The sequence below is a fragment of the Escherichia sp. TW14182 genome, assembly GCF_000208525.1.
GTDB lineage: Bacteria > Pseudomonadota > Gammaproteobacteria > Enterobacterales > Enterobacteriaceae > Escherichia > Escherichia ruysiae.
Genome location: NZ_AEJZ01000522.1, coordinates 1 through 1,159 on the forward strand (window position 1 = coordinate 1; position 1,159 = coordinate 1,159).

Below are 1,159 nucleotides of genomic sequence, written 5' to 3' on the forward strand. Positions count from 1 at the left end.
TGGCTTTGTTTCTGGCTTTGTTTCTGGCTTCAGCTCGGGTGCAGTCATGTTTTTTCCACTGGTCAGATACCAGTTACCGCTGTTGTTTCCCTGTCCACGCCCCAGCATGTAATCATAAGCGCCTGCAGCAATACGTCCTGTCTGGATAAATTCACCGTCTGACAGACCGTCCACATGAATCAGTTCAATACCGTTAAGTGTCTGTGCCCCTGTTCCTCCAGCCTGGTTTACGGTGACCCTGGTTTTACCACTTGTATTTCCCCTGACGACCAGTTTGTCCGTTGCAGAATCATCACCGGCAAGTACGGTGTTGAAGACGATATTTCCATTATTTCCCTGATAATCTCCGGTGACGGTGATGACATTACCCACACGCCTGACCGCATCCTTGCCTGAAATGACCAGTTTCGCGTTATCCAGAAAGAGATCCGTAACTTCAGAATTCCCTCCGGACTCCCATGTACTGCCTTCTGACAACCGGAAATCCAGAACGCTGCCTGTTGCAACCTGTGTTATCCCGGATAAAACAGAGTGTTCTGATGCATCAAGGGTCATATAGGCATTGTCACCAATGTCCGCAAGAATGCCGGAATCAGAACGGACTGTGGTATTGAGCAGGCCTGTCATACCTGCTGAGTTCACAGCCCGTATTGCCGCTATTTTTCCGTGAAGGGAGGAATCTTTCAGAACAGCCACGGCGGTATACCGGCGATCCTGCTCAGTGAAACCAAGGGCAGTATCCTGTTTTGAAACAAGTGTGCTGTCTTTTACGTTAAGATATCCTTTCTCAGACATGGCAACAGCAAAGGAATCACTGCCCTCTGCCGTCACAGATAAATTCTGGGCAGTTAACACGCCCCCCACGGTTAACCCGTTTGCCCTCTCTTTTCCTGACGTTGTGATGCTGACATGATCCAGTTCCGTAACAGCATCGTTCTGAATCTCCATGCCGCCGGCATTATCTCCGGCGGTTCTTATTTCTGTACCGGAAACAATCATGTTGCCATTTGCAAGGTAAATTCCGCGTGAACTTTTACCGGCTGTCTGAATATTGCTGTCAGCAATATTGATATGTGATGAATTTGCAGGTTCTCCCTCTGAAAAAACACCATCACTATGTTCTCCTTTTGTGGTGATAGTGGTCCCTTTAAGGTTTATA

Annotated in this window: 1 protein-coding gene; it reads right to left on the reverse strand. The window is 48.1% G+C overall.

Annotation, left to right across the window (positions count from 1 at the left end):
• Positions 1–1,159 (reverse strand): autotransporter outer membrane beta-barrel domain-containing protein (locus EQY_RS0123840; protein ID WP_000541920.1); only part of this gene is annotated, 1,159 nt, incomplete at both ends.